This window comes from Bacteroides luhongzhouii (assembly GCF_009193295.2).
In the GTDB taxonomy this organism is placed as follows: domain Bacteria; phylum Bacteroidota; class Bacteroidia; order Bacteroidales; family Bacteroidaceae; genus Bacteroides; species Bacteroides luhongzhouii.
Map to the genome: position 1 here is coordinate 3,013,653 of NZ_CP059973.1, position 19,859 is coordinate 3,033,511.

The following is a 19,859-nucleotide window of genomic DNA, read 5'->3' on the forward strand; positions in this document are numbered from 1 at the left end:
AGAGAGTAAGCTATGAACGAAAATAAGAACGAGAATAATCAGGAATTTGAACCGCGCATTGTAGCTTTTGTCTGTAATTGGTGCACGTATGCCGGGGCAGACCTCACAGGTACAAGCCGATTGAAGTATGCGACTAATGTAGAGATCGTCCGTTTTCCCTGTACAGGAAGAATTGATTTTATGCTATTACTGAAAGCTTTTGCCGGAGGTGCTGATGGCATTATCGTTTCGGGCTGTCATCCGAATGATTGTCACTATACATCCGGAAACTTCCACGCACGTCGTCGTTGGATTGTATTCCGCGGATTACTCGACTTCCTGGGAATTGATGTACGTCGTATCCGTTATTCATGGGTGTCGGCGGCAGAGGGTGCCAAGTGGGCTGATTTGGTGAATGAAACAGTTGCCGGAATTCGTGAACTGGGACCTTATCTGGAGTATCAGAAAGCTTCGGACTATTTGGAAAAGGAGGTTGTCTATGAGTAAACTGACAGAAAAAGTAATTGCTTTGTTGCAAGAAGGAGAAGTAAATCTTGTGATAGGCTATGAAGAAGGAAACCACGGAACACGTCCTCTTTTTTGCCGACAGGCAGATATTGCCGACAGACTGATACTGGACGACCGTTGCACAAATAATATCGCCGTTTACCTGACGAAACCGGAATTGACAGGAACAGGCAAAGTAGCTATAACAGCTACGCTTCCGGCATTACGGACCATTATTCAACTGGCATTCGAAAAACAGTTGAAAGAAGATAAGCTTCTGGTATTAGCTGTTGACGGACAAGGAGAAGTGATGCAGTTTAAAGGATTCGATGAAATAAATACGTATCTGGCAGACTTTCCTTTGGCTATTAGTGAGGAGAATCTTCAGCTGATTGAACGTCTGAAGAAGATGACTCGTGAAGAGCGTTGGAAATACTGGATGGGAGAGATGTCGAAATGTATCAAATGCTATGCTTGCCGGGCTGCTTGTCCGTTGTGTTATTGCAGCCGGTGTATTGTCGAGGTCAACTGTCCGCAATGGATACAACCCTGGTCTGCTCCGCTGACAAATATGGAATGGCAGATCAACCGGGTGATGCACATGGCGGGACGCTGCATCGGTTGCGGAGCTTGTAAACAAGCCTGTCCGGTGGGTATTCCTCTTCATTTGATGACACAAAGTATGATGGAAGACATCCGGGATGAGTTCGGGGTTGCCCCCGGCGCTATCAACCGTGCGGGAAATGTACTTTCTACCTTCAAGGCAGAAGATAAAGAGAACTTTATACATTAAAAGAAAGTAATGGAAAATCTACATATCAGTAAAAGCAGTCTGCAAGAATGGTTTCGCCAGATGGTGAAAAAGGAAATGCATATTTTCGCTCCGGTACAATCAGGAGATAAAGTAGACTTCAAGAGAGTGACTTCTTATGATGAGGTAGCGACGGATTATGTGCAGACTACTCAGTCGGTTAAACGCTTTGCGTTTCCGAAGACAGAAGTACTGTTCTCTTATCAGAAAGACGGAAAAGAAGCCACTTTACGGGAAACGGCCATCAACGCAATTCCCGAAACCATTCTTTGGAAGATCCGTCCTTGTGATGCGGCAGGTTTTACGCCTCTTACCGGCATTTTTAATTGGGATTATAAAGATAAACTATACAATGCACGACGCGAGAAAATGACATTAATCAGTTTCAGCTGTGCACAATGTGATGAATCATGCTTCTGTACTTCCGTTCATGGAGGGCCTGGTAATACTACCGGCAGTGATATTCAGATTACGGAGTTGCCGGATCAGAGTGCGCTTGTAGAAGTGTTGACAGCAAAAGGGAAAGCATTGGTTAAATTCTTTGTGAAAGAATATACACCTGCGGAAGAAATAGATAAGGAACAATATCTGGCATCCGTTCCCACCCGTTTCAACGTTGATGATATACGTGAAAAGTTGACGGGAGCATTCGATAGCCCTGTTTGGAAACAACAGTCCGAACGTTGCCTGGGATGCGGGGCATGCGCTTATGTTTGTCCTACCTGTGCCTGCTTTGATATTCAGGAAGACGCTAAAGGTTCGTCCGGTCATCGTGTCCGTTGTTGGGACTCTTGCGGCTTTTCGCTGTTCACCCTTCACACGTCCGGACATAATCCGCGTCCGACACAAAGTGCCCGTTGGCGTCAGCGCATCTTGCATAAGTTCTCCTATATGCCCGAGCGGATACAGGAAATCGGTTGTACCGGGTGCGGACGTTGTTCGCGTGCCTGTCCGGTAGATATGAATATACTTGAACACTTAATATCGATAGCAAGCCATGAATGAGCAGTCGAACATATACCTTCCGCACCTGATGGTGATTGAGAAGATAACCCATGAAGCTCCGGGAGTCAAGACATTCCGGTTAAAATTTAAAGACGAGAAGGAGGGGGAAGACTTTCACTTTATAGCCGGACAGTTCGGTGAATACTCGGTGTTTGGTGAAGGAGAGTCCACTTTTTGTATTGCTTCGTCACCTACTCGTAAAGGATATATCGAGTGTACATTCCGTCAGGCAGGACGGGTAACTACCGGGCTTGCCAAACTGGAAGAAGGAGCTACCGTCGGTTTTCGCGGACCTTTCGGAAATACATTCCCCTTGGACGAGTGGAAAGGAAAGAACCTGCTGTTCGTGGCAGGTGGTATAGCGCTTCCGCCGATGCGTTGTGTCATCTGGAATGCATTAGACAGGCGGGAAGACTTTAAAGATATAACGATTGTCTACGGAGCTAAGTCGGTGAACGACCTGGTATATAAAGAAGAGCTGAAAGAATGGGAAAACCGTCCGGATGTAAATCTGATTACTACGGTTGACCCCGGAGGTGAGACTCCCGACTGGACAGGAAAGGTTGGTTTTGTTCCTTCGGTGCTTGAAGCTGCTGCACCTGCCAGTATGAATACCGTAGCAATAGTCTGCGGACCTCCGGTAATGATTAAGTTCACTTTTCCCGTGTTGGAGAAGTTAGGCTTTGCGGATGAGAATATTTACACCACACTGGAGAACCGGATGAAATGTGGTGTTGGAAAATGTGGCAGGTGTAATGTAGGGAAGCTGTATATCTGCAAAGACGGCCCCGTATTTACTAAAGCCCAGTTGAATGATATACCTCCTGAATACTGATTGTAAGGTATTCAAGGATTAAAATATTGTGTTTTCCGTTGTGAAACGGGAGTTACGTCGTATAAAAGCAAGGATATATACCGAAGTGACTTCAGGCAAATGATATCCGCCGATTGTTTTTATATGGTGATGAGGAATGCCCAATGGGATTAACTTTCATGTGTGTCTAATTTTAATAATGGTTTCACCATTGGGCGCCTCTTCTTTCTTTTTTTGAATGAGATTGTACAACTTAATTTTTTATATTACTATGATTCATTTATTACTATCTACTCTTGCGATGATGGGGCTTACGTTCCTCATAGGCTTCTTTGTAGCTGCAGTCATTAAGTTGATTGCCTATGCGGCCGATTCATTTGATTTTTATAGTTCCCACCGTTTGGAGCTACTCCGGTTGCGACGCTGGCGGCAGCATCGGCAAAAGGTGGAGAGATTAATCCGGCAGATACCCATTGCAGGCGAAGATGCTTTGGGAGATTCCCGTGAAGACTACAGTAGGGGGATTGACAGGAACTTTACTGGTTATCCCGGCTATTATCATGGAGTGAGCCCGGGAGCTTCAGAAAATAACCTGATGAATTATTATTATTCGCAGGACACCCGCGAATTCTTTCTTCGGGAAGAAGAGCAGGCCCACGTCATTAAGAAAAACTCAAAGAAACCTACTAACAAGTAATAAAAAGATATTTATTTATGGAAAATATAGACTTTGCGACCTTATTTCAAGGCATTGGCACTATGATGGAAAGCGGCTGTATGCTTGCCTGTGCCAGAATTTTCTTGGTACTCCTTGGTTTGTTACTTATTTATTTAGGTTGGAAAGGTGTACTTGAACCAATGGTAATGATTCCGATGGGATTGGGAATGGTAGCTATCAATTGCGGTACACTGATGATGCCTGACGGAACATTAGGTAATCTTTTTCTCGACCCGATGCTTTCCGATACGGATCAATTAATGAATACCATGCAGATAAACTTTCTTCAACCTGTCTACACACTGACATTCAGTAACGGACTGATAGCCTGTTTCGTCTTTATGGGGATCGGCGCGCTTTTGGATGTAGGCTTCCTGCTTCAAAAACCATTTGCAAGTATATTCCTGGCTTTGTGCGCAGAGCTGGGCACTTTTCTGACAGTACCTATTGCTTCTGCTCTTGGTCTGACTCTGAAAGAAAGTGCATCTGTGGCTATGGTAGGTGGAGCGGATGGGCCAATGGTTTTGTTTACTTCGTTGGCATTGGCAAAGCATCTCTTTGTTCCTATTACGGTGGTTGCCTATCTTTATTTGGGCTTGACATATGGAGGCTATCCTTACTTGGTAAAACTGTTGGTTCCCAAACGCTTCCGTGCTATTAAGATGGTGACAAAGAAAGCTCCAAAGAATTACGACGCTAAAGTGAAACTGGCTTTCTCTGCTGTTCTTTGTGCTATTCTCTGTTTCTTGTTCCCGGTAGCTTCTCCTTTGTTTTTCTCTTTGTTCCTGGGTGTTGCTGTTCGTGAGTCGGGTATGAAACATATCTATGATTTTGTGAGTGGTCCGTTGCTTTATGGCTCCACTTTTATGTTGGGCGTACTGCTCGGTGTACTTTGTGATGCACATCTGTTGCTCGATCCGAAGATCTTGAAACTATTAGTATTGGGTATTGTAGCATTATTACTTTCCGGTGTCGGAGGAATAATCGGAGGATATATCATGTATATTATTAAACGGGGTAATTACAATCCGGTAATCGGTATTGCAGCTGTTAGCTGTGTACCCACTACCGCGAAGGTTGCACAAAAGATTGTAAGCAAAGATAATCCGGACTCATTTGTTCTGGGAGATGCTTTGGGAGCTAATATCTCGGGAGTAATTACTTCGGCTATTATTACTGGTATTTATATTACGATAATTCCATATTTATAAATAAAAGTATAGCAGTTTTTTGAGATACTGTTGGTAATGATGCAAAAAAGAAATGGTGAACAAAAGGCTTGAAGGCTGTATGTTCACCATTTCTGTCTTGTATTAGTACTATTATGAAGCGATATCTCATCCCTTGCTGCCATATTTATCCATGTAAAGCGGCATCAATCGTTTCTTTTACTCTTCGTATGGAAGTCACATTGCGTTCATATTCATTGATGTGTACCGTGCCTCCCATGGAGACAGCTTCGTTTCTGAATCTCATCTCACTTTGAATGTTTTCGCGTGCCGAGAAATGAAACTCGTTGATTCCGGTTTCTGCGGCAATGCGTGCAATATTATTTTCATTCACTCCGCATCCGGCGAGTAACGTGATTCTTCCGGCGGTCTGTTTCTGTAATTCTTCTAAAAGGGGGATTCCCAGTTCAGCCGTAGGTTGCTGGCCGGAAGTCAGGATACGGTTACACCCCAGTTCGATGATCTGTTCCAATGCTCTTTGCGGATTACGGCATACATCAAATGCCCGGTGAAAAGTCACAGATAGCCCTTGGGCTGCTTCCATTAGTTTCTGCATTGCCGGTAAATCTACTTCACCCTCTGCTGTCAGGCAACCGAATACGACTCCGTCTGCCCCTGATTTCCGTGCGATTGCGATGTCTTTCAGCATTGTCCGGATTTCGATATCCGAATAAAGGAAGTCTCCTCCACGAGGGCGGATAATAACGTGCAGGCGGGTGTGAGTCAATACTTCTCTTGCAATGGCAATTTCTCCGTAAGAAGGGGTTGTTCCGCCTTCCGGTATTCCGGCGCACAGTTCCACGCGGTCTGCGCCACCTTCCTGTGCGGCCAGGCAACTTTCCACTGAATTGGTACAAATCTCAAATTGATACTTTCCCATAGTCGTGATATTAAAAAAGGGCGAATTTCTTCGCCCTTATATGAATCTTCTTTTGAATCGTTACGTTATTTAGCGAAACTTACCGCACGTGTTTCACGGATGACGGTAATCTTCACTTGTCCCGGGTAAGTCATTTCATCTTGGATCTTCTTGGCGATTTCACCTGACAGGCTTTCTGTCTGTTTGTCGTCAATCTTGTCTGCACCGACAATAACACGGAGTTCGCGTCCTGCCTGGATAGCATACGTCTTTGTTACACCCGGATAAGCCATAGCCAGTTGTTCGAGATCGTTCAGACGCTTGATATAAGCCTCTACGATTTCGCGACGGGCACCCGGACGTGCACCGGAGATGGCGTCACATACCTGTACGATAGGAGCCAGCAGACTGGTCATTTCCGTTTCGTCGTGGTGAGCACCGATAGCGTTGCAGATATCCGGTTTTTCTTTGTATTTCTCGGCAAGTTTCATACCCAGCAATGCGTGCGGCAATTCTGGTTCTTCATCAGGCACTTTACCGATATCATGCAGCAAACCTGCACGTTTTGCTTTCTTCGGGTTCAGTCCCAGTTCAGATGCCATCACAGCACAAAGATTGGCTGTTTCGCGTGCATGTTGCAACAAGTTCTGACCATAAGAAGAACGATATTTCATCTTACCGATGATACGGATCAATTCAGGATGCAGACCGTGGATACCCAAGTCGATGGTAGTACGTTTACCGGTTTCGATAATCTCTTCTTCCACTTGTTTGCGTACTTTAGCTACCACTTCTTCGATACGGGCCGGATGGATACGTCCGTCAGTCACAAGCTGATGCAGGGCTAGACGGGCAATTTCACGGCGAACCGGGTCGAAGGCAGAAAGAACGATTGCTTCCGGAGTATCGTCTACAACGATTTCAACGCCGGTAGCAGCTTCCAAAGCACGGATATTACGTCCTTCACGTCCGATAATACGTCCCTTGATTTCATCCGATTCGATATGGAATACCGTAACAGAGTTTTCAATGGCGGTTTCCGTTGCTACCCGTTGGATAGACTGGATAACGATACGCTTGGCTTCTTTGCTGGCTGTTAATTTGGCATCATCCATAATGTCGTTGATGAATGATTGTGCCTGCGTCTTGGCTTCTTCCTTCAGAGATTCTACCAGGCGTTCTTTGGCCTCTTCGGCAGACAATCCGGAGATTGCTTCCAGTTTATCGATTTCCTGCTGTTGCAGTTTATCGAGTTCATCTTTTTTCTTATCGACAATCACAAGTTGCGCTTCCAGGTTCTCTTTTACCGCTTCGGCTTCCATCTTTTTACGTTGGATTTCTTCCTGACGCTGGCTAAGTACCATTTCACGTTGTTTCAGCTTGTTTTCCGCTTGCTGAATCTTCTGATTCCGCAATGCTACCTCCTTTTCAAGGTCTGCTTTCTTATTCAGGAATTTCTCCTTCACTTCCAGCAGCTTGTTTTTCTTAATTACTTCCGCTTCCGTCTCCGCTTCTTTCAGGATATTGTCGTATTTGGATTTCAGTACATACCGGAATAGTATATATGAAAGGATTCCTCCTACGATGAAGCAAGCAATTGCTGTTGCTATTATTGCTATCATTCTACATTTAATTTAAGTATATAAATAAAAACGCACCGCCAAATATCAAAGCAATTATTTTGCTTGGATATTGTGCAGTGCGTGGTTGTTTTATCTCTTATCAGCGAATAGCCGGTCGGGATTTATTCTTCCTTAAAATAATCCTCCAGCAATTCTGTCAGTTCTTTTACCTTCTCCACATAGGGGCTGGTATCATTACGTTGCATCAATTGCAGTCTCTCTAACGAGAACTGATAGGCTACCATGGCAATAATTTTTTCGGGTTCCAGATTTTTATAGACTTCCCGGTACTTATTAAGCCTGATATTTACCTGTTTGGCAGCTTCCCGTACCATCTGTTCTTCCTCACGGTTAATGGTCAACGGGTAGTTTGAGTCTGCTATCTGCAGGTTTATTTTTATTTTATCGTTCATACATCTTGTTCCTATTCATTCAACAAAGCGATGCATTTATCGACTTCACGCACTAATTTTGACAATCGCAGCTTCGTCTCTTTTACGTCGCTGCCGTTAAGGCTGATTGCCGTAGCTGTTTTTAGGTTTGTATAGCTGACTTCCAATTCATCGTATTGAGCTTGTACCTTCTCGTTTTTCAGCTTTTCATTTTCGAGAAGCTTCTTCAACTCGGCATTTTCACGCTTAAGTTCATCGTGCAAATAAATCAAATGCCGTAGCTGCGTTTCAAAGGAATTCAATAACTTTTTTTCTTCTTCTGTCATCACTACACCAAAATTGTACACAAAAATACGATTAACTCTGATATTACAAAAACTTTTCGCGAGAAAATGTTCTTTTTAGCCTAAATTAGCTATGAACGGAGGGAAAAGTGGAGCATTGCATAGGAAGCAAATACAGACAGCTTATAATATTAAGGTATATATAATATAAAGGCATAATCTGCTTTCAATTCTTCTAGCTTTTGGACTTTATCTCTTTATTCATCGCCTAATTCTGGAATTTTTGCATCATTTTGAGCAAATTTTGTCCTTTATTGAATTGTCATTTTCCTTCTTTGCTGATAAATACCTGTATGTTTGCGTACCGAACTAACGGACTCAATTTATAAACATAAACATTTGTATTATCTAATCATGAAAAAGTATTATTTACTATCTCTTGCGACAGCTTCTTTGATAGGAGCAACTTGTATTCAATGTACTTCTCCGAAACAAAAGAGTGGGGAGAATACTCTTCCGCAGAAGAGTGAATTGTTTGCAACCCTACCGGACTGTTGTCCGACACCGGACGGAATGGCTGTCGCTTCCAATGGGGATTTGATCCTGGCTTGTCCGAATTTTGCAGATATTACACAACCAGCTTGTCTAATGCGTATCACTAAAGATGGCAAGATAACGAAGTGGCTTGATGTTCCGGTATTGGAAGAAACCGGTTGGGCTTCTCCGATGGGGATTGCTTTTAATGAAGAAGGCGACTTGTTTATTTGTGACAATCAAGGTTGGAGCGGAGCAGAGAAAGCACGGAATAAAGGACGCATTCTTCGCCTGAAGTTTGATAACGGTCAATTGAAAGAAACAATCGCCGTAGCATCCGGTATGGAGCATCCTAATGGTCTTCGTATCCGCAATGGAAAATTGTATGTCACTCAAAGTTCATTATCGCAAATCAAAGATCCTTCGGGTTTGCTTGTCAGCGGCGTATATTGTTTTGATATGAATGACCGTGATGTGGCAGTTACGAATACATCCGAAGATAAAAATCTCATTACCACTGTTATCACGAAGAATCCTGAAGTGCAATACGGATTGGATGGAATCGTATTTAATGAAGCGGGCGACCTTTTTGTAGGAAACTTCGGTGATGGTGCCGTTCACCGCATTAAGATGGATGCGGAAGGTAAAGTGCTTAGTAATGATGTATGGGCACAAGATACCACCCAGTTACGTACTACGGACGGAATGTGCATAGACGATAGAGGAAATATATGGGTAGCGGACTTCTCGGCAAATGCGGTTGCACGTATTGATAAAGATGGAAAGATTCAGCGCATTGCTCAAAGTCCTGATTGTGACGGTAGCGACGGAGGCTTGGATCAGCCGGGTGAACCTATCGTGTGGAACGGACAAGTAATTGTATCCTGTTTCGACCTGGTGACCGGACCGGACAAGGTTAATACTAAACATGATAAGCCTTTCACGTTGGCCAAACTGTCATTGGAAGAAAAAGAATAGAAACTAGGTACGGATTACGCGCATTATTAACTAAGGAATACACATTATCAATCATATGAAAAAATATCTATCAACCTTTGCCGGCTCCGCTATCTGTGGTGGATTTGCGTTTGGCATCTGGCCGGAACTTTGGAAGACATACGGTCTGATGGGAGGCTGGCTGGCGGCAACGCTGATTATCGGCATTATGTGGTATATGAATCATTATCATGGAGCCATTCTCAATCCTCCGGGAAAAATATGGCTCGATCAGGGTTGGTGCATCGGTTCTGCCGGAATCGCCTGGGGAATTGTCCGTTTTCAGGGAGATATCACCAACTTCTTTTATGCAGTGCCCACTTTAATCTGTTGTCTGATAGGAGGTGCCCTGGCAGGAATACTAGTATGGAAAATCCGTTCGTGCGATTGTGCCCGGAAGATAAATTAAGGAGGAAAGAACAATGAGCGAATGGTTACAGACTTATAATGAGTTTTTCGGCATGTATCATGCCGGAATCATCACATCTATTTTCGGAGCTTTTGCCGTCACCTTTACAGTGCTGATGAGCTGGCCTAAATTAGTAAAGGACTTTGGGCCGATAGGTGGATTTATGGCAGCCGCCCTTATTATCGGTACTTTCTGGGTAGTCAATCACAAATTGCCCGGATTCGGTTTTTCTACCGGACTGTTGAATGACGCCGAAGGCTTGCCGATGCAATTCTGCCTGATTCATCAGGGAAATCGTGGCAGTGCTCCCTGGGTAGATATGGGATGGGCAATTGCAATGGGATTTATCTTGTCCGACGTACTTTGCGCGCCGAAAGGAACACGCGGAGGACTATTGAAAGAAGCATTTCCCCGTTGGCTGGTGATTATTCTGGGTGGTATGCGACGGAAACTACGGTACGATGTACGAATTGGACGGGAAGAAACTTTCGGTGCAATCTAAAACAAAAAGCGGAGCTACTCCTTCGGACATTCTGTATAATCCGTTGTCAAAGTCTCTTTGGGTGACGCAACGATTCAACAACGAACTTTGGGAGATTGACCCGGCAACCCGTAAGGTGAAAACTAAAATTGCTGTCGGTCGTGAGCCTGTATCAATGGCTGCTTTTGCGAGCGATTCCTGCCTGTTGATTGCTAATAATCTGCCGGAAATGCCTTCTACGGCTTATCCGATTGCGGTACAGCTCGACATGGTCGATGTACTTTCGAAAAAGGTTTCGGGACGTATCATGCTTCCGAACGGCTCTACGGACGTGAAGTCGGTAGCAGTGGACAAGAATCATACTTTTGCGTATGTCACTCACTTAATCTCTCGTTATCAGTTGCCTACCAATCAGTTGGATAGAGGATGGATGGCTACCAATACATTGTCTGTCATTGACTTGAAGGCAAGAAAATGGCTGACTTCCGTCATCTTGGATACTCCGCAGAAAGGAGCGGCCAATCCGTGGTCGGTCATTGTTACTCCGGATGATAAACAAATCATTGTAGCGGCTGCCGGCAGTCAGGAGCTAGTGCGCATCGATCGTATTGCTTTGCACGAACGTCTTGCCAAGGCAAAGCAGGGAGAAATGGTCACTCCTTCCATGAAAGCATGGGGTAATATACCCAATGACGCGGGATTCTTGTATGGCATCCGTGACTTCATTCCTACGCAGGGAAAAGGTCCGCGTTCGGTGGTTGCCACAGGAGGTAAAATTTATACAGCCAATTATTATACATCGGAACTAGTGTCTATGGATTTGAACGGCAAGAACGTGCAGAAGCAGATTTTGGGTGCTCCGTTGGCTTTCACTAAAGTAGGTAAAGGCGATATGTATTTCCATGATGCGACCATTTGTTTCCAAAATTGGCAAAGTTGTGCAACTTGCCATCCGAATGATGCACGCATGGACGGGCTTAACTGGGATTTGCTGAATGATGGCATGGGTAATCCGAAGAATACAAAAACTCTTTTGCTTTCGCATCAGACTCCGCCTTGTATGGCAACTGGTATTCGTAAGAATGCCGAAGTTGCGGTATGTTCGGGCGTGAAGTATATTCTGTTTATGGAAGGAGAGGATGAAATCTATGAATCTATTGACGAATATCTGAAGTCTCTGAAACCTTTGCCCAGTCCTTATCTTCAGAATGGCAAACTTTCTGCGAAAGCGAAAAGAGGGAAGAAGATTTTTGAAGAAAACTGTGCAAGTTGTCATTCCGGAGAATATTATACCGACCTGAAACAGTATAAGGTAGATTGGACTACCGGACCCGATAAAGGGGTGTCGATGGACGTTCCGGCTTTGAATGAGTGTTGGCGTACGGCTCCTTATTTGTATGACGGCCGTAGTTATTCGATGAAAGATATGCTTAAGGTACACGGACCTCACAAACCAGTTTCCGAAAAAGAACTGGAAGAGTTGGAGGAGTATGTATTGTCTCTGTAATTTTGAATTTATATTTATGACAAGAATATATATTGTGATTCTGGCCTTTCTGTTTCCGGCATTTTTGTCTGCACAGACAAAAACGTTTGCAGGAACGGATTATTCGCAAGGAATTGTCTTCGTGATGGAAAATAATCAAATCGTGTGGCAACACAAAGCTCCCGATTCCAATGATTTATGGGTATTGCCTAATGGCAATATCCTTTTCACCACCGGACATGGAGTGCTCGAAATGACTCGTCAGAACGATACTATTTTTCATTATGAATCTAAAAGTCCGGTCTTTGCCTGTCAACGGTTGAAGAATGGAAATACGTTTGTGGGCGAATGTATAACAGGCCGTATGTTGGAAATCTCTCCCGAAGGTAAGATTGTGAAAGAAGTGTGCATCCTGCCGGAAGGAGTGAAAGAGAAAGGATTTGCTTTCATGCGTAATGCGCGGCGTTTGGATAATGGTCATTTTCTGGTGGCGCATTATGGTCCGCAGTGTGTGACGGAGTATGATACGAATGGAAAAGTGGTGTGGAACCTAGATGTTCCCGGCGGACCACATTCATTGACTCGTCTGCCTAACGGACATACACTGATTGCCGTAGCGGATAAAGATCAGAATCCGCGACTAATCGAAGTAACGGCAGAAGGAAAGACAGTTTGGGAATTATCGAATGCGGATATTCCCGGCAAACCGTTGAAGTTTTTGGGAGGCTTTCAGTATTTTTCCGACGGGCGTTTCCTGATTACAAACTGGACGGGGCATGTAAATCCGAAAGAGAAAGTACATATGTTGCTGGTAGACAGACAAAAGAAGATACTTTATTCTTTGGAAAATACTCCGGGCTTGAAAACCATGTCGTCCGTTTATAGTATGGATATTCCGGCAGGCGTTACCTCTTATCATTAATTAAAGTATAGATCATAAGAAAAAAACATTGAAATTTGCACTATGAAGTATCATCGAATAAAATGTAATTTGTATAAAGCGGAGGGAGACAGTTGGGAACAGATGGCGGAAGAATTACTTTCATCCGCCGTCCGGGAAGAGAGAGTGGTCCGTCTTGTACTCTTTACACGCTGTACGGATAATCTGGAATACAAGTTTCAACGTTCCTTTCTGGAACAATGGGTGGAGCGGCATTTCGTTTCTCCCCGTCCGGTCGTTTCGCTTGTGGCTCAAAAACCGTTGGTGGCGAACTTGGTGCTGGAGGCACATTCATTGGTGGAGGCTACGGATGAGGCACTCACAATAGAAGAACAGTTCACTTCTTCCTCTGTCCGTTACCTGCGGATCTTGACTCCTCACTATCGGGAAATAATAGCGGGAGGACTTTGTGCGGATGATTTGAATCTTCCTGTTCGCGAACAATCGGAACAGGCGTTCAGAAAGGCTGAAGAGATATTGAAAGCGGAACAGATGAATTTCGGTGACATTGTTCGTCAATGGAATTATCTGGAACGTATCACCGATATTGCGCATGGCAATCAGTGTTATCAGGATTTTAATGATGTACGCACTCTGTTTTATGCTTCTTCGGCATGGGAATCAGGTTATCCGGCAGCAACAGGGATTGGCACACAATATGGAGGCATACTGATTGATTTCAATGCTGTCAGCGGAGAAGTGGATATCGTTCCTTTGGATAATGATTGGCAACGGGCGGCTCATGTTTATTCGGATGAGGTACTGATTAGTCATCGGACGGATACGGAGAAAGGAACTCCAAAGTTCGAAAGAGGAAAGTCTTTGTCCGACCGTAGGCAGGAAGTGATTTATATTTCCGGCACGGCTGCTATCCGTGGCGAGGAAAGTGTAACGACCGGAGATGTACTTTTGCAAACGGAAATCACTCTTGAGAATATCCAGCATTTGATCGGACTGGAGGAGGGAAGAGAAAATCTGCCAGAACATTCCGGTAAGTTGGGACTCCTTCGTGTCTATCTGAAGAATGAAGAAGATGTGCCGGCTGTGAAAGCCGACTTGGATAAACTTTGTCCGGATCTTCCTATTGCTTATCTTTATGCGGATGTATGCAGAGAAGAATTGTTGGTAGAAATTGAAGGGATTGCTTATTTATAATAAAAGAAAGACAGATGAAACAGATTCGGCTGATAGCTTCACCGGTATTGATGTACATATTAGCGGGACTTTATGCCTTGATATTGGCAGTAGCCACTTTTGTGGAAAACTCTTATGGCCCCGCCATTGCCCGCGAGTATTTTTATTATGCTCCTTGGTTTATACTGTTGCAGTTATTGCAGGCGGTTAATCTATCGGCTATGTTCCTTCAAGGAAGTTATTTCAAGAGAATCAGTAAAGGCAGTCTGATTTTTCATGGAGCTTTTCTTTTTATTTGGTTGGGGGCTGCTGTCACTCACTATGTCGGAGTGACGGGTATCATGCATATCCGTGAGGGGGAAACGGCAAACAGCATGATGAAAGATGAGGGAGCAGGGATGGAAAAGACTTCCCTGCCTTTCTCTGTCACGCTGAATGATTTCAGGTTGGAACGTTATCCGGGTTCTCATAGTCCGATGTCTTATGAAAGTGATTTGGTAATTAAGAGAGGGCATGAATCTCCTTTGCAGACAACGATTCGAATGAATAAAGTGATTGATGTGGATGGTTACCGTCTGTTTCAGTCTTCGTTCGATCCCGATGAACAAGGCACAGTGTTGTCTGTGAGCTACGATCGTCCCGGTATGCAACTTACATATACCGGATATTTCCTGTTGCTTGTTGGTTTTGTATGGACGTTGTTCAGTAAGAAATCCCGTTTCGGACGGTTGCGTAAAGAGTTGGGGGAAATGAAAAAGAATGCTCCTTTCTGTCTCTTGTTCTTCCTGATTTTATCCGGAATATCAAGTATGCAGGTATTGAGTGCACAACAAAAATCTGTTTCTTTGCAGCAATCACCCATAGCAGCGCAACACCCTCTTGTGGTTTCTCAACTACCTTGTGTTTCTTCTTTACATGCCGAAAAGTTCGGTAGCCTGGTAGTGCTTAATCCAAATGGGCGTCTCGAACCCGTCAACAGTTATACATCTGCCATCTTACGCAAATTGTATGGAGCCGATCAACTGAACGGCATTGATTCGGATCAATTTTTTCTGAATCTGCTTTCTTTTCCTGATGAGTGGGGAGCCTTTCCTTTTATCAAAGTCGATAATAAAGAACTCCTTCAACGCTTCGGCAGGGATGGCAAATACATTGCCTGGCAAGATGTGTTTGATGCAGACGGCAACTATATCCTGACGAATGAAATGAACACGATTTACGCCAAACCGACTTCGGAACGAAAACGGTTGGACTCGGATTTATTGAAACTGGATGAATCGGTAAATATCGTATATCGTATCATGCAACACCAGTTGCTGCCGCTCTTTCCGGATGAAAATGATTCGCAGGGAAAATGGTATTCACCGGGTGATGATTTAAGTGCTTTTCAAGGGAAAGACTCTTTATTTGTAACCAAAATCATGGATTGGTATATCTATGAATTAGGTAACGGAATTCGTTCCAATAACTGGAAGGAAGCCGATAAAATCGTCGAAATGATGAATATCTTCCAACAGGCAAAGGCTAAAGTTCCCACTATTGACAATCAGAAAGTGAAAGCTGAACTTCTCTATAATCAGCTGAATCTATTTTTCTGGTGTCGTCTGGCTTACCTGATTTTGGGCGGCATCCTACTTTTCATTGCTTGCGGAGAGATTATTGCGGACTTTAAATGGGGGAGAAAACTAAGTGGTATTCTAATCGCTCTCTTGGCAATCGCTTTCCTTACGCATACGGCAGGTGTCTTACTACGTTGGTATATTTGCGGGCACGCGCCTTGGGCGAATGCTTACGAGTCGATGGTATGTACTTCCTGGATGCTGGTAGGCAGCGGACTTCTGTTTGCCCGCCGATTCCGTATTCTTCCAGCATTAGCGGGACTATTGGGTGGAATCATGCTTTTTGTGGCAGGACTGAACCACCTGAATCCAGAAATCACTCCTTTGGTTCCGGTACTCCAGTCTTATTGGCTAATGTCTCATGTCGCTATTATCATGATCGGTTACGTATTCTTTGCGCTTTGCGCACTGACAGGACTATTTAACCTTGTACTGATGAATTTGCTTTCCGCCACCAACCGGGTGAAACTCCAGTTCCGCATCCGTGAACTGACATTACTGAATGAAATGGCAATGATCCTCGGCTTGTTCTTTATGACCGCAGGCACATTTCTAGGAGCCATCTGGGCAAACGTCTCCTGGGGAAGATATTGGGGCTGGGATCCCAAAGAAACCTGGGCATTGATTTCAATCGTTGTTTATGCATTGGTACTTCATATCCGTTTCATTCCTCTTCTGAAAGGAAAGACCGACTGGTGCTTTAATCTGCTTTCGGTCGTAGCCATTCTTTCCGTTATAATGACTTGGTTCGGAGTGAATTACTATTTAAGCGGTCTGCATTCTTATGGAAAAACCGAAGGAGGAGATTTCTTATTGTGGATATGGGGACTGGGAGTCTGTCTTGTGTTTGTGTTGGCATTGTTTGCGCGTAAACGGTTGAAGAAAATCTCTGCCACATTTTTAATATTTTGATTGTCCTATTGTCGTGTTTCCAACCCTTTTCCACCTCGGCATATTGTTCCAGCTCCTTTGTTGTGATGCCTCGTCCTGTGTTCAGTCCCATTTTCTTTATATACTTGTTTTAGCATACTTTTCGCTTCTTGAACGGAAAGTTCGGAGCCTATGGGAAAAGTACGCTGGATAGATGTTTTCATCTGTCCCGACTGTTTTGTCAAACAAGATGAAACACTCTGTGTACATATCTATGTCTACGGCCTGCATGGCTTCTTTTATTTTGGTAAAGCCCTCGGGAGTAGTCAGCAATTTGTAATGTTTGTCCTGATTCTTCTCCAGGAAGTCGGTGACTTGCCGGATGCTAACCCCTTTGTAGATAGCCAATAAATTTTTGTATTCTTATCTCCTGTGAAGGTATCTGCAAAACGAGTTGTCTTATAAAGTATACTCATACTATAATTTTTTTTAGATGATTATTATATGTTGCAGTTGAGTAACTTCAGGAATGGACTTGTGTAACCGGATAGTTGCACAAGTGTAGCTGGGGAGTTGCTCAAGTGCAACATATTAATTCATGCGGATGAATTTGCTAAAAGATAAGGGGGAATTATTAATATATGGAGTAGAACTAATTACATCTTCCTTATGAATTGGTAAAAACATCTTGTCGATTAAGACAGTGCAAAGGTAGACTATTTTTATGAAGTAGACTATTCTTGTTTATATAATAATCCAGTATGCACAAATTAATTCTCACATCAATACTTTTGTTTTCATCTGCGAAGATATATACAAAGGCTTGTTTTGATATTTCTTCCATGTTTGCATAAGTAATAGCTGTTTGTTGTGTATAGTTAATAATGTATTTGAGCCTTTTGATATTTGTTTTTGAATATCTTCAGAAAAGTAGCGTGAAAAATTTGGTTGTATTCAAACTTATTTGTTCCTTTGCAAGATATAAACATAAAAAAACAAACATGAAAAGTTTACTGTTCTTAATGATTACTGCACTAATGTTTGCTGGATGTAGCAAAGATGAAGATAAAGATGAGTTTTATGAAAAACAAATTACTGCGAATGAATTAGAGTCCGGTACGGGGACTTATGTAATGAACAAAGGTTCGTATACATATTACTTAGTTTTTAAAAATGGGGGATTAGGATACTATACATATAAAGGGGGCAAATTTACAAGCATTCACTTTGTTGATTATTCCATAAATAAGAATGATCTCAACCTTGTTAAACATCCATACATGGAAGAAATTTTGGGAGGTGAAAAAGAATACTATACTCTTTATATCAGTTTTGTTCATTGGGGACATGAGAAAACCACAGATAATGGAACTGGAGGTGAGCAATTATTGATTAGAGGTGATAACTATCCTTATGAATTTGCGACAGGATATTATGATAAGAGTTCTATTTCTTTAAAATAATAAATCTAAAAACTTAAAGCTATAAGTGAAAAGATAATTCTCATTATAATTCTGTTTTGTGGATTTGTTCTCACTTCTTGCGAATCGGAGCAAGTAAAAATGGGAAGAAAAGCAGTATATGATAAGATAAACTCAAATTTATCATCAGGAGAGATTGAGGGTGAGTCGCATTACGTCATTGAAAATGGAAATGTTTATTGGTTCTTTTCCAGTTATTTTCCTTTCAATAATTTACGAAAATAAGCTATTCCTTTTTGTAACGAATAGCAGCTTCGCCACCGCTATGTTCGTCTTCCTTATATCCCGACAGCGCACCACTACTTAGACGTAGATATTCTCCGTCTAACCAAATGTTTTGTGTTCTGACGATTTCGTTGTCGTCGAATGTAATAATGAGAAAAACTTCTGCTTGAGTTTTGAAAAAATTAACAAAATCATCGTTTTTGATAACAGAAAATGTACCTGCATCACGAAATTCTGATGAATAGATAATTGTGCAAGTGCCATCAAAATTAAAAATATACTCTTGCTTCCAATCACTTTGTGATATGTCCCTCCAGCCCATGGGCTTGGATTTATCACTATTATTGTAGCGTTGTGCCCCTTTCCAATGTCCTACAATATTTGCTTTTACCGCTTGATATACTTCTTCTTGCTGCGCCAGTACTTTCTCTCTATTGGTGAGTTCAGATTCGTCATTTTTAGAGCAAGCTGTGAATAACATGGTGAATGTTATTGCTACAAGAAATAAAAGATTTTTCATATTTTATAGTCTTTAGTTGTTTATTGTTTGTTGGATGCAAATGTACGGAATATTATTAAGATAGTAAGAAATCTGAGAGTAAATATATATATATATTTTTTGTTTATACGCAGAATGCTGTGAAGCCATCTCTTCTTGTGTATATTTAAAGAAAGAATTCAATTAGATTGTTGCTTCCTGATTACATAATTGAGCAATATTAGTAAAACTATTTCGTAATTAGTTTCAACCCTATTTGAAACACTTCGTTTCAAGGCATGAAACAAAGTGTTTCCAGTAGTGAAACGAAGTGTTTCACGCCGAGAAACTAATAGTTTCATACGGTGAAACTATTTTTGAAACTAATCGCTGTAGGTGAAGAGGCGGTGAGCTTGTTGCCCTTCACCCGCAAACTCTTTATTCATCGAAGATACAGAGAAAAGGTGAAAGAGGAAGTGGAAAGATTGAAAATAAATATCCAGTGGCAAATTTTATTCGATTCTGTAATGATTCGGTACTGTATTAGAAATGTATATACTCACTGTATCGGATATGGAATGGAAAATGGCAATATATCTTACAAGGAAGTCTTGTTCCGGTGCTACACCGGCAAATAAAGCAATACGGCATCACTGACTTTTGATACCGTTTGTAGGATATATAGATCCAACGTATAGAACATATAGATCCAACGTATTGGGTATATAGATCCAATGTATTGGGTATATAGCTCCAATAGTTCAAGGATTAGTGCTTGACAACTAGGATATTAACTTCTTGATAGTAGATATTGTATAAGTATATCCGGATTAGCTATAATGATATTGGTTTTAGTTCAAGGGATGTTTTACAAAGACAAGGTGAAACCGATAATGTTCTGTTTCACCTGCATTTCCCCCTTGCTTTCACCCGCTATTGCCTTATTCATCGGTATTTCGAGAATTAGGTGGAATTGATGAACCGCA

At 42.6% G+C, this 19,859-nt stretch carries 21 protein-coding genes; 16 read left to right on the forward strand and 5 right to left on the reverse strand.

What is annotated here, in order from left to right; translation table 11 throughout:
- The first annotated feature begins 12 nt into the window (after positions 1 to 12).
- The 6 genes from GD631_RS10755 (at position 13) to GD631_RS10780 (ending at position 5,045) form a co-directional block, all read left to right on the forward strand.
- A complete protein-coding gene (locus tag GD631_RS10755) occupies positions 13 to 486 on the forward strand; it encodes a hydrogenase iron-sulfur subunit (RefSeq protein ID WP_143258201.1) in 474 nt (157 codons plus the stop codon).
- Positions 479 to 1,279, forward strand: a complete 801-nt coding sequence (locus tag GD631_RS10760) for a 4Fe-4S binding protein (protein WP_143258202.1) — start codon at positions 479 to 481, stop codon at positions 1,277 to 1,279. Before GD631_RS10755 ends, GD631_RS10760 begins: the two co-directional genes overlap by 8 nt.
- A gap of 9 nt (positions 1,280 to 1,288) precedes the next feature.
- Entirely contained in the window at positions 1,289 to 2,302 is a 1,014-nt protein-coding gene (locus tag GD631_RS10765) for a 4Fe-4S dicluster domain-containing protein (protein WP_143258203.1), read from the forward strand.
- Positions 2,295 to 3,137 carry an FAD/NAD(P)-binding protein gene (locus tag GD631_RS10770; protein ID WP_143258204.1) on the forward strand — a complete coding sequence of 281 codons (843 nt, stop codon included), beginning with the start codon at positions 2,295 to 2,297 and terminating at the stop codon, positions 3,135 to 3,137. The genes GD631_RS10765 and GD631_RS10770 overlap by 8 nt, the downstream gene beginning before the upstream one ends.
- A 250-nt stretch (positions 3,138 to 3,387) precedes the next feature.
- Complete coding sequence (locus GD631_RS10775; protein WP_143258205.1) at positions 3,388 to 3,813, forward strand: LapA family protein; 426 nt, start codon at positions 3,388 to 3,390, stop codon at positions 3,811 to 3,813.
- Between the two features lie 17 nt (positions 3,814 to 3,830).
- Positions 3,831 to 5,045, forward strand: coding sequence for a sodium ion-translocating decarboxylase subunit beta (locus tag GD631_RS10780; RefSeq protein WP_143258206.1), 1,215 nt, complete (start codon positions 3,831 to 3,833; stop codon positions 5,043 to 5,045).
- Positions 5,046 to 5,190: 145 nt separating this feature from the next.
- Here GD631_RS10780 and GD631_RS10785 read toward each other — a convergent pair whose 3' ends face one another.
- The 4 genes from GD631_RS10785 to GD631_RS10800 form a co-directional block, all read right to left on the reverse strand.
- Positions 5,191 to 5,943, reverse strand: a complete 753-nt coding sequence (locus GD631_RS10785; RefSeq protein WP_143258207.1) for a copper homeostasis protein CutC — start codon at positions 5,941 to 5,943, stop codon at positions 5,191 to 5,193.
- A gap of 65 nt (positions 5,944 to 6,008) precedes the next feature.
- Complete coding sequence (rny, locus tag GD631_RS10790) at positions 6,009 to 7,544, reverse strand: ribonuclease Y (protein WP_143258208.1); 1,536 nt, start codon at positions 7,542 to 7,544, stop codon at positions 6,009 to 6,011.
- 122 nt (positions 7,545 to 7,666) lie between these two features.
- A complete protein-coding gene (locus GD631_RS10795) occupies positions 7,667 to 7,957 on the reverse strand; it encodes a cell division protein ZapA (protein ID WP_004304741.1) in 291 nt (96 codons plus the stop codon).
- An 11-nt stretch (positions 7,958 to 7,968) separates the two neighbouring features.
- On the reverse strand, positions 7,969 to 8,283 hold the full coding sequence (locus GD631_RS10800) for a coiled-coil domain-containing protein (RefSeq protein WP_004304743.1): 315 nt from the start codon (positions 8,281 to 8,283) through the stop codon (positions 7,969 to 7,971).
- Positions 8,284 to 8,634: 351 nt separating this feature from the next.
- Here GD631_RS10800 and GD631_RS10805 point away from each other — a divergent pair, with 351 nt between their 5' ends.
- The 9 genes from GD631_RS10805 (at position 8,635) to GD631_RS10845 (ending at position 18,152) form a co-directional block, all read left to right on the forward strand.
- Positions 8,635 to 9,732 carry an SMP-30/gluconolactonase/LRE family protein gene (locus tag GD631_RS10805; protein WP_143258209.1) on the forward strand — a complete coding sequence of 366 codons (1,098 nt, stop codon included), beginning with the start codon at positions 8,635 to 8,637 and terminating at the stop codon, positions 9,730 to 9,732.
- A 55-nt stretch (positions 9,733 to 9,787) separates the two neighbouring features.
- Entirely contained in the window at positions 9,788 to 10,159 is a 372-nt protein-coding gene (locus tag GD631_RS10810) for a Lin0368 family putative glycerol transporter subunit (protein ID WP_004304747.1), read from the forward strand.
- 13 nt (positions 10,160 to 10,172) lie between these two features.
- Positions 10,173 to 10,661, forward strand: a complete 489-nt coding sequence (locus tag GD631_RS10815) for a Lin0368 family putative glycerol transporter subunit (protein WP_223225827.1) — start codon at positions 10,173 to 10,175, stop codon at positions 10,659 to 10,661.
- Entirely contained in the window at positions 10,621 to 12,147 is a 1,527-nt protein-coding gene (locus GD631_RS10820) for a c-type cytochrome (RefSeq protein WP_223225828.1), read from the forward strand. Before GD631_RS10815 ends, GD631_RS10820 begins: the two co-directional genes overlap by 41 nt.
- 16 nt (positions 12,148 to 12,163) lie before the next feature.
- Positions 12,164 to 13,048 carry an aryl-sulfate sulfotransferase gene (locus GD631_RS10825; RefSeq protein WP_143258210.1) on the forward strand — a complete coding sequence of 295 codons (885 nt, stop codon included), beginning with the start codon at positions 12,164 to 12,166 and terminating at the stop codon, positions 13,046 to 13,048.
- 42 nt (positions 13,049 to 13,090) lie between these two features.
- Positions 13,091 to 14,221: a chorismate transformation FkbO/Hyg5 family protein gene (locus GD631_RS10830; RefSeq protein WP_143258211.1), complete on the forward strand. Its 1,131-nt coding sequence runs from the start codon at positions 13,091 to 13,093 to the stop codon at positions 14,219 to 14,221.
- Between the two features lie 14 nt (positions 14,222 to 14,235).
- Positions 14,236 to 16,731, forward strand: coding sequence for a cytochrome c biogenesis protein CcsA (locus GD631_RS10835; RefSeq protein ID WP_143258212.1), 2,496 nt, complete (start codon positions 14,236 to 14,238; stop codon positions 16,729 to 16,731).
- A 150-nt stretch (positions 16,732 to 16,881) separates the two neighbouring features.
- Positions 16,882 to 17,100, forward strand: a complete 219-nt coding sequence (locus GD631_RS10840) for a hypothetical protein (protein ID WP_185911438.1) — start codon at positions 16,882 to 16,884, stop codon at positions 17,098 to 17,100.
- Positions 17,101 to 17,690: 590 nt separating this feature from the next.
- On the forward strand, positions 17,691 to 18,152 hold the full coding sequence (locus GD631_RS10845; RefSeq protein WP_143258213.1) for a hypothetical protein: 462 nt from the start codon (positions 17,691 to 17,693) through the stop codon (positions 18,150 to 18,152).
- Positions 18,153 to 18,396: 244 nt separating this feature from the next.
- Here GD631_RS10845 and GD631_RS10850 read toward each other — a convergent pair whose 3' ends face one another.
- The gene (locus GD631_RS10850; RefSeq protein WP_143258214.1) at positions 18,397 to 18,915 is read right to left on the reverse strand and encodes a hypothetical protein; all 519 of its coding nucleotides are present in this window, start codon (positions 18,913 to 18,915) and stop codon (positions 18,397 to 18,399) included.
- A gap of 323 nt (positions 18,916 to 19,238) precedes the next feature.
- Here GD631_RS10850 and GD631_RS10855 point away from each other — a divergent pair, with 323 nt between their 5' ends.
- A complete protein-coding gene (locus GD631_RS10855; protein WP_143258215.1) occupies positions 19,239 to 19,511 on the forward strand; it encodes a hypothetical protein in 273 nt (90 codons plus the stop codon).
- Positions 19,512 to 19,859 lie beyond the last annotated feature (348 nt).

What these genes read in the sequence shown, in the direction of transcription:
- GD631_RS10850 (WP_143258214.1), bottom strand. Translation starts at nt 18,915, where the DNA reads ATGAAAAATCTTTTATTTCTTGTAGCAATAACATTCACCATGTTATTC.
- GD631_RS10840 (WP_185911438.1), top strand. Translation starts at nt 16,882, where the DNA reads ATGGGAAAAGTACGCTGGATAGATGTTTTCATCTGTCCCGACTGTTTT.
- GD631_RS10780 (WP_143258206.1), top strand. Translation starts at nt 3,831, where the DNA reads ATGGAAAATATAGACTTTGCGACCTTATTTCAAGGCATTGGCACTATG.
- GD631_RS10835 (WP_143258212.1), top strand. Translation starts at nt 14,236, where the DNA reads ATGAAACAGATTCGGCTGATAGCTTCACCGGTATTGATGTACATATTA.
- GD631_RS10815 (WP_223225827.1), top strand. Translation starts at nt 10,173, where the DNA reads ATGAGCGAATGGTTACAGACTTATAATGAGTTTTTCGGCATGTATCAT.
- GD631_RS10770 (WP_143258204.1), top strand. Translation starts at nt 2,295, where the DNA reads ATGAATGAGCAGTCGAACATATACCTTCCGCACCTGATGGTGATTGAG.
- GD631_RS10810 (WP_004304747.1), top strand. Translation starts at nt 9,788, where the DNA reads ATGAAAAAATATCTATCAACCTTTGCCGGCTCCGCTATCTGTGGTGGA.
- GD631_RS10845 (WP_143258213.1), top strand. Translation starts at nt 17,691, where the DNA reads ATGAAAAGTTTACTGTTCTTAATGATTACTGCACTAATGTTTGCTGGA.
- GD631_RS10760 (WP_143258202.1), top strand. Translation starts at nt 479, where the DNA reads ATGAGTAAACTGACAGAAAAAGTAATTGCTTTGTTGCAAGAAGGAGAA.
- GD631_RS10755 (WP_143258201.1), top strand. Translation starts at nt 13, where the DNA reads ATGAACGAAAATAAGAACGAGAATAATCAGGAATTTGAACCGCGCATT.
- GD631_RS10820 (WP_223225828.1), top strand. Translation starts at nt 10,621, where the DNA reads ATGTACGAATTGGACGGGAAGAAACTTTCGGTGCAATCTAAAACAAAA.
- GD631_RS10795 (WP_004304741.1), bottom strand. Translation starts at nt 7,957, where the DNA reads ATGAACGATAAAATAAAAATAAACCTGCAGATAGCAGACTCAAACTAC.
- GD631_RS10805 (WP_143258209.1), top strand. Translation starts at nt 8,635, where the DNA reads ATGAAAAAGTATTATTTACTATCTCTTGCGACAGCTTCTTTGATAGGA.
- rny (WP_143258208.1), bottom strand. Translation starts at nt 7,544, where the DNA reads ATGATAGCAATAATAGCAACAGCAATTGCTTGCTTCATCGTAGGAGGA.
- GD631_RS10830 (WP_143258211.1), top strand. Translation starts at nt 13,091, where the DNA reads ATGAAGTATCATCGAATAAAATGTAATTTGTATAAAGCGGAGGGAGAC.
- GD631_RS10775 (WP_143258205.1), top strand. Translation starts at nt 3,388, where the DNA reads ATGATTCATTTATTACTATCTACTCTTGCGATGATGGGGCTTACGTTC.
- GD631_RS10825 (WP_143258210.1), top strand. Translation starts at nt 12,164, where the DNA reads ATGACAAGAATATATATTGTGATTCTGGCCTTTCTGTTTCCGGCATTT.
- GD631_RS10765 (WP_143258203.1), top strand. Translation starts at nt 1,289, where the DNA reads ATGGAAAATCTACATATCAGTAAAAGCAGTCTGCAAGAATGGTTTCGC.
- GD631_RS10785 (WP_143258207.1), bottom strand. Translation starts at nt 5,943, where the DNA reads ATGGGAAAGTATCAATTTGAGATTTGTACCAATTCAGTGGAAAGTTGC.